This is a genomic window from Chamaesiphon sp. VAR_48_metabat_403 (assembly GCF_031422475.1).
In the GTDB taxonomy this organism is placed as follows: domain Bacteria; phylum Cyanobacteriota; class Cyanobacteriia; order Cyanobacteriales; family Chamaesiphonaceae; genus Chamaesiphon.
In genome coordinates, this window is the sequence record NZ_JANPLS010000353.1 from 39,595 (window position 1) to 47,039 (window position 7,445).

Annotated in this window: 5 protein-coding genes and 1 pseudogene; 4 read left to right on the plus strand and 2 right to left on the minus strand. The window is 47.2% G+C overall.

All coding sequences use genetic code 11. The features are described 5' to 3' along the window. Positions 1 to 186: 186 nt before the first annotated feature. Complete coding sequence (gene dacB, locus RMO79_RS17190; RefSeq protein ID WP_310484448.1) at positions 187 to 1,845, plus strand: D-alanyl-D-alanine carboxypeptidase/D-alanyl-D-alanine-endopeptidase; 1,659 nt, start codon at positions 187 to 189, stop codon at positions 1,843 to 1,845. A gap of 112 nt (positions 1,846 to 1,957) precedes the next feature. On the opposite strand, the gene RMO79_RS17195 is transcribed toward dacB, so the two are convergent. Together RMO79_RS17195 and RMO79_RS24630 are read right to left on the minus strand one after the other, a co-directional pair. Then, a complete protein-coding gene (locus tag RMO79_RS17195) occupies positions 1,958 to 2,395 on the minus strand; it encodes an NUDIX domain-containing protein (protein ID WP_310484450.1) in 438 nt (145 codons plus the stop codon). A gap of 196 nt (positions 2,396 to 2,591) precedes the next feature. After that, positions 2,592 to 2,934, minus strand: a pseudogene (locus tag RMO79_RS24630) (Uma2 family endonuclease); the annotation flags it as partial. A 142-nt stretch (positions 2,935 to 3,076) separates the two neighbouring features. Here RMO79_RS24630 and RMO79_RS17210 point away from each other — a divergent pair. The 3 genes from RMO79_RS17210 (at position 3,077) to RMO79_RS17220 (ending at position 7,157) form a co-directional block, all read left to right on the plus strand. Beyond that, positions 3,077 to 5,026 (plus strand): AMP-binding protein, encoded by a 1,950-nt coding sequence (locus RMO79_RS17210; protein ID WP_310484453.1) that lies wholly within the window; start codon positions 3,077 to 3,079, stop codon positions 5,024 to 5,026. A 201-nt stretch (positions 5,027 to 5,227) separates the two neighbouring features. Beyond that, a complete protein-coding gene (locus RMO79_RS17215; protein WP_295613698.1) occupies positions 5,228 to 5,677 on the plus strand; it encodes a YlqD family protein in 450 nt (149 codons plus the stop codon). 202 nt (positions 5,678 to 5,879) lie between these two features. Then, entirely contained in the window at positions 5,880 to 7,157 is a 1,278-nt protein-coding gene (locus tag RMO79_RS17220) for a dihydrolipoamide acetyltransferase family protein (RefSeq protein ID WP_310484454.1), read from the plus strand. Positions 7,158 to 7,445 lie beyond the last annotated feature (288 nt).

Genomic DNA, 7,445 nt, shown 5'->3' on the forward strand with positions numbered 1-7,445 from the left:
AAACAGTAAGCCTGCGAACTAAGAACGCCATCTAATCTAGATGGTAAATTGTCTGGAGCGATGCTTCGCGATCGACGGTCGATCTTCTCGTTCCAGATTACCATCGGTGCCGATCTACGAAACCAATAGGTTTGAGACGAAAACTTTTTAAAAACTCATAAACTACCATTCTCGATCGCAGCTTGAATGCCGAGCGTCAGTCCGATCCTTTCCCCTATTCCCTATTTCCTATTTTCTATTCCCTATTCCTCTAGAGATTTTGTCGTTGATGCCAGATGCGATCGAACTGGCGATCGATCTAGTAGACTGAGGATCGAAAAAATCAGGTGTAAGTCGATCGTGCCGCAATTATTTCTCTTTCGTCAAACCATCGCGATAACCTGCGGGTGGTTATTGGTGCAATTATTCACGATGCTATCGGTACGAGCGCAGCAACCACAAGTAGCCCCGCCAGCACCACCAGCACCATTAGCCGCTGTCTGTACCAGCCAAATTTCGACAGCTATCAGTGCGATAATCGATCGACCGGAATTGCGCCGCTATCGGTGGGGCATTGTCGTCCAGACTTTAGATGGGAATACGCAACTTTATAATCGGGATGGCGATCGATTATTCATTCCAGCTTCTAATGTCAAGTTAATTACCACAGCAGTGGCTCTGCGCCAACTGGGGGCGACGACGCGGCTGCGGACTTCTGTATATCAACTGCCCGGTAATGGGAATCTCAGCAATCTCTTAGTTGTTGGTAGGGGCGATCCTAGTCTGACGGTGAGTGGCTTACAATCGATCGGTCAACAACTCCAGCAGCGGGGGATAAAACAGATCGGGCAAATTAGTTTCGACGATGGTTATTTTCGAGGGGAACAGATTAATGGCGATTGGGAATGGGGCGATTTATCGACTGATTACGCGCCTGCGATTAATGGTTTGATGTTGAATCAAAATTCCAATCCATTAACGGTAAGTTCTCAGCAAGTCGGGATGCCATTAAAATATGTCTGGAAAGATCCGAGTTTAAATACTTGGCTGGTAGATAATCAAAGTATAACGGTTCTCGCCAGTCAAGAAGGTAACATTAGTGCGACCGCAATTTTTGGCAAACCAGTAATTCGGTTGACTGGTAAACTCGCGATCGATGCCCCACCGACTCAGATCGATTTACCATTAGCAGATCCCGCGCAATCTTTTATTAGTGCCTTTCGCCAAACTTTGATTCGATCGAGCATCAAGATCGATAGCGTCCGATCGATATCGGGGCAAAGTACGATTAATCTACCAGAACTAGCAGCTATTAATTCGCCGACAATTAGCGAGTTAATTACCGAAACTAATCAGCGCAGTAATAATATCTACGCAGAAGTTTTACTCAAATCGATCGGGCGCACTCATCCCCAACACTATACGAGTAATGAAGATACCAGTAATTTAGGTATCGCTTTAGTCAAACAAAATCTCACATCAATAGGTGTCGATTCCCAAGCTTATCGTCTCAGCGATGGTTCTGGTTTATCCAGACATAATTTAGTCGCGCCGACTGCATTCGTGCGAGTATTATCCACAATGGCGACAACACCAATGGGACAAATCTACCGCGATTCTCTTCCTTTATCGGGCACGAGCGGTAGTCTGAAAAATCGGATGAAAGGCACTGTCGCGCAGGGCATAGTTCGCGCTAAGACTGGCAGCCTTAGCGGTGTTGCCAGTTTATCTGGCTATATCAATCCACCTCAATACTCGCCTTTAGTATTTAGTATCATTTTAAATCAACACGATCGACCTACATCGCAAATGACGAAAGTTATCGATGAGATTATGGTGGTGTTAGCTCGATTGAAACAATGTTAAACACTATATGACAACTTTGTATCGATCGATAAAAGGCACCTAAAATCTAAAATTACTTACAGTAATCCCTTGGGATCGCCCTGGGGATGTGAATAAAATACTAACATTTAGTTTAACTAGATGTCAATTCAGCCCCAAAATAAACATCAACTTCTGCGAGTAGCGGATCGATCGTTTGAGCCTGAATTCGGTGAGACGGCTGCCAATCGATCCATTCAAAACCGAGATGTTCGCTGGAGGCAATTACAGTTGGTGAATCTACCCAGCCCAAGAAAATAATCAGAGTCTTCTCCACAACCTCGTTATCAAATCGGGAATATTGAGGATAATAGACCGATCGATACTGAAAATCTGGCTCGACACGCACGGCACTAACCGGAATACCCGTTTCTTCATTCATCTCTCTGAGGGCGCATTCTAAATCGGTTTCGCCCGGTTCTATATGTCCCTTGGGAAGATCGTAGCGATCGGGGTGTTTCATCAACAAAAAAGATGGCTGAGATCGATCTCCGCGAAATAATATAAAACCGCAGGATTTGACTTGTTTCATGAGCTTGGAGATAAGATGACCTTCCCGATCTTATCTTTATCATCAACTTAAAAGCGATCGTGGCGGTTATTTATCGTTTATGCCAGCGAGTAGGTTGTTTACAGCGTAATTTGCATTTTGCAAATTACGCTGTAAATACGTCCAAATTTTGTGTCACTCATCGATCTCAGAGTCAAAAATCTCAGTGACGATCGGCTTAATCTTCTAGCCAACTAAATAGTTTCCCGATAGTTAATTGAAATGATGCGGCAAATTCAGGAACGGGTAATAGCTCGTCCGGCTCTTCAAAGACAGAGATCGTTCGTTGGCAAAGCCTACCGTAGGTAATCGGCTCGATAGACAAATACTAGTTCTTCGGCTGGATCGATGAGCCAGCCCATTTGGGTGCCGTTGCTGATGCAGTATAAGATATTGCGGACGACTTTGGTTTGGCTTTGGTCGGGGGAGAGAATCTCAATCGTCCAGTCAGGGGCGATCTCAAATACATTAGCAACTTTGCCATCAGCATCGCGGGAGATGCGCTCCCATAAATTAAGCGATTCCCCAAAGGAGCGATCGACCACCTTACGTTCTGTCACAATCGATTGCCGATCGGGGTCGATCGACAGTTAATCTATAAATATATCGAACGCTAGCTGTTTTACTAAACCTGGCATTATAAAAATTGAGTGAGTAATTATTATGACAACTGCTAAATTTGCCAATTATCCTTATGCGCTTGCAGATCGCGAGCGGCAAAATATCGAACGGACGATCGATTATACGCAGATAAATTCTATTCCCGAAATTTGGTCGATCGTGGCGGCGAAATGTGGAGACATAGTGGCTGTTAATGCGCCGCATAGCAAGCCAGAAATTAGCTTTACTTATCGAGAGCTAGCTACTCAAATTCAACTATTTGCGACTGGGCTGCAAAGTTTGGGAGTCCAGCCATATCAGGCGGTTGCCCTATTTGCCGATAATAGTCCGCGCTGGTTGGTTGCCGATCAAGGCATCATGTTAATGGGTGCGTTTAATGCCGTCCGGAGTTCGCAAGCTGAAACTCTTGAGTTAATATCGATCTTAGCTAATAGTCAGGCAAAAATATTAGTAGTCGAAGATCTGAAAACTCTGAATAAATTAAGCGATAAAATCGGCGATTTGTCAATCGAGTTAATCGCACTCTTATCTGACGAACGCACCGATCTTGAATTGCCGATTAAACTCGTCAACTTTAGTAATATTATCGAGCTGGGTCGAAGTGCCGAGTTTACACCCGTAGCTCTCAAAAAAACCGATCTGGCGACCCTAATCTACACTTCTGGTACTTCGGGCAATCCTAAAGGTGTCATGCTCTCCCACGGTAATTTACTCCATCAGGTCAATACCTGCGGCACGGTGATTCCCGCCACGCCAGGATCGCGCGTGTTGAGTATCTTACCTTCTTGGCATAGTTACGAGCGATCGTGCGAATATTATCTGCTCTCGCAAGGGTGTACGCAGACTTACACCAATATTCGCTATTTCAAGCAAGATTTAAAAGAATATCAGCCAGAATACCTCGTCGCAGTTCCCAGACTGTCTGAGTCGATTTATGAGGGCATTCAGAAACAATTTCGGGAACAGCCAGCTAACAAACAAAAGCTAGTCGATACGCTGCTAGATACTAGCAAAAAATATATCGAAGCGCGCCGGATCGTCCAAGGATTGAGTTTAGAATGTCTGGAACCTACTGCTGGTCAAAAGTTAACTGCGCGCATCCAGATGTCACTGCTAGCTCCCATTCACGCGATCGCCGATAAGCTAGTTTACAGTAAAATCCGGGCGGCGACGGGCGGCAAAATTAAAAATATCATCAGCGGTGGCGGTTCGCTTGCCAAACATCTCGATCTATTTTTTGAGATTATCGGCGTAGATATCCTTGTCGGCTATGGATTAACCGAAACCGCACCGATTACCAACGTCCGTCGTCCGTGGCAAAACCTCCGCCTCTCTTCTGGGAAACCCTTACCCGGTACCGAAATTAAAATTGTCGATGTTGAAACTCGCCAGCCGCTACCGATCGGTCAAAAAGGATTAGTATTAATTCGCGGCCCTCAGATTATGCAAGGATATTACCGCGATCCGGAATCTACTGCCAAAGCGATCGATCCTGAAGGCTGGTTTAATAGTGGCGACTTGGGAATGCTCACCCCTAATAACGATTTAACTATTACCGGACGTGCCAAAGATACGATCGTGTTGAGCAATGGCGAAAATATCGAACCCACCCCGATCGAAGATGCTTGCCTGCGGAGCCAGTATATCAGTCAAATCGTCCTCGTCGGTCAAGACCAAAAATCGCTCGGCGCATTAGTCGTCCCCAATTCCGAAGCCTTACAAGCTTGGGCGGATAGTCAAGGCTTACCATTACCCTCGATCGATGCCACCACTCTCGATAACACTCAAATTATCGACCTCTATCGCGACGAACTCAACCGCGAAGTCAAAAACCGCCCTGGCTATCGAGTTGACGATCGGATTGCGGCAATTAAACTAATTGCCGAGCCATTTAGCATCGAAAATGGACTGCTCACCCAAACCCTGAAAATTCGTCGTCCAGTTGTGATGGAGCGGTATCACGCTATGATTGACGAGATGTTCGCTCGTTGAATGGGAAAATAGGTTACGGGGTAACGCCGCTAGCTACTCACCCAAACGCCAGAGCGACGATCCTGCGTTCGAGCTAATGATGGGACAGCGGCAAAGGGCGATATCTTGTACCTTGTTTCTTCTTCAGTAACTGCTCGTTATCTTCTGTCGATCGACCGCACAGTCGATCGACAACTATATAGTCACCAAAATTACCTAATCATGGATCTACCAGACTCTCAATTATTACTCAAACGTGTCGTCAGTATCAAAGCTGTCGTTACTCAACGTTGGAAAGACGAAACTCAGCAACTATTACAAACCCAAATTAGCGAACTCGACGGACAACTCCAACAACTAGAAATTCAGGGACAAAGAGCAGTCGCCGAAATTCAAAAACAAAATCTGCAACCGCCTGGACCTCAAGTAGTCCAGCAGATCGAAAGCATTCAAATGCAAGTAAATCAGCAGAAAAGCGAATTGCTGGAACAGAAAAATATGGCTCTTCAACAACTTCAACAAGTTCAATTTCTCGAACTCAAACAAGAAGTCAGTCAAGGTCAAGTGGAAGGCTACTTCTCAGTCAAACTCGGCGACAATCTGATTTCTAAAATGAACGTCGAAGTCCTCCTTCATGATGGAGTCGTCATGGAGATTCGGGGAAATATCTAGATTAGGTTTTAGGCTTTAGGTTTTAGGTTTTAGGGAAGAAGGGTGAAGGAAATTAAGAATTACTCCTTACGCCCTACTCCCTACACCTCTCCCAGTTCCCCAGTCCCCCAGTCTCCCCATCCCCCCGTCCCCCCGTCCCCTAATTAGGCTAAGATGGGAAGCTGCAAGCTCAACCTAATTGTTTGATTCGAGAAGATTCCCCATGGCAATACGCGAAGTTTTCATGCCTGCTTTGAGTTCTACGATGACTGAAGGCAAGATTGTCTCCTGGCAGAAATCGCCCGGTGATAAAGTCGAAAAAGGTGAAATCGTTGTCGTGGTCGAATCCGACAAGGCAGATATGGACGTAGAAACCTTTTATGGCGGCTTTATCGCTACCATCATCGTCCAAGCTGGAGAATCCGCGCCTGTCGGATCGGCAATTGCCCTAGTTGCTGAAACCGAAGCCGAAATTGAAACTGCCAAACAGCAAGCTCAAGGTAAATCGCCATCTGCGGCACCAACGACAGCAGCCCCAACACCAGCCGCAGCCATCCAGAATGCCGATCTCGCACCTGTAGCGCAAACTACCACAACCCTCAGAAGCGATCGACCTGTGGTATCGCCGCGCGCCAGGAAATTAGCCAAAGAATACGGTATTGCCATCGAAACGCTTCAGGGTACTGGCCCTAACGGTCGCATTACCGCCGATGATGTTAGTACCGCCGCAGGTAAAGCACCAATTCCCGTCATCCAGAGCCAACCAGCAACTCCAGTTGCCGCCGTACCCGCAGTTACGCACCCAGTCGCACCGACAGTTGCGGCGGGTGCGCGAGTCGTCCCCTTCAATACGCTCCAAGCTGCCGTCAACCGGAATATGGTGGCGAGTTTGGCAATCCCCACTTTCCGCGTCGGTTACACGATCGAAACTAATCACCTCGATAAACTTTATAAGCAAGTCAAATCTAAAGGTGTCACCATGACGGCACTGCTAGCCAAAGCAGTCGCCATGACACTCGCCAGACATCCGATCGTCAATGCCTGCTACTCAGATGCTGGAGTCAATCATCCCGGCGGCATTAACATCGCCGTCGCTGTTGCCATGCCCGATGGCGGTTTGATTACCCCCGTACTGCAAAATGCCGATCGACTCGATCTTTACTCCCTCTCCCGGATGTGGAAAGATTTAGTCGATCGCGCCCGGATCAAGCAATTGCAGCCCCAGGAATACAGCTCTGGCACCTTTACCATCTCCAACCTCGGAATGCTCGGAGTCGATCGGTTTGACGCGATTCTACCCCCAGGTACGGGTGCGATTCTAGCAGTTGGGGCATCCCAACCGACAGTTGTCGCCAGTGAGGAGGGAACATTTGCCATCCGTCGTCAAATGCAGGTAAATATGACCGCCGATCATCGGGTTATTTACGGTGCGGATGCGGCAAATTTCCTCAAGGATTTGGCTCTATTACTCGAAACCAATACTCAATCTTTAACTCTGTAGCCGATATTTGGCGATCGCTATTTTCTGGCAAAATTCAGGGTAGGGGCAATGTCTTGTCGGTTTTTTTATTCGGAGGGAACCTCCGTTGGCGGAGCCTCTGTCTTGACCCAAACACATGCGGAGGGAACCTCCGCGTGTTTTGGGTCGCTCCGACAGGAGATATAAAACCGCCGCTGTCTTGTCTCGCTCAACCGTCGGGGAACCCGACGAGCGCGAGCCGCTGTCTTGTCGGTTTTTTATTCTGGGGGAACCCCAGAATAAAACCGCCGCTTCATGAATTGCCCCTAC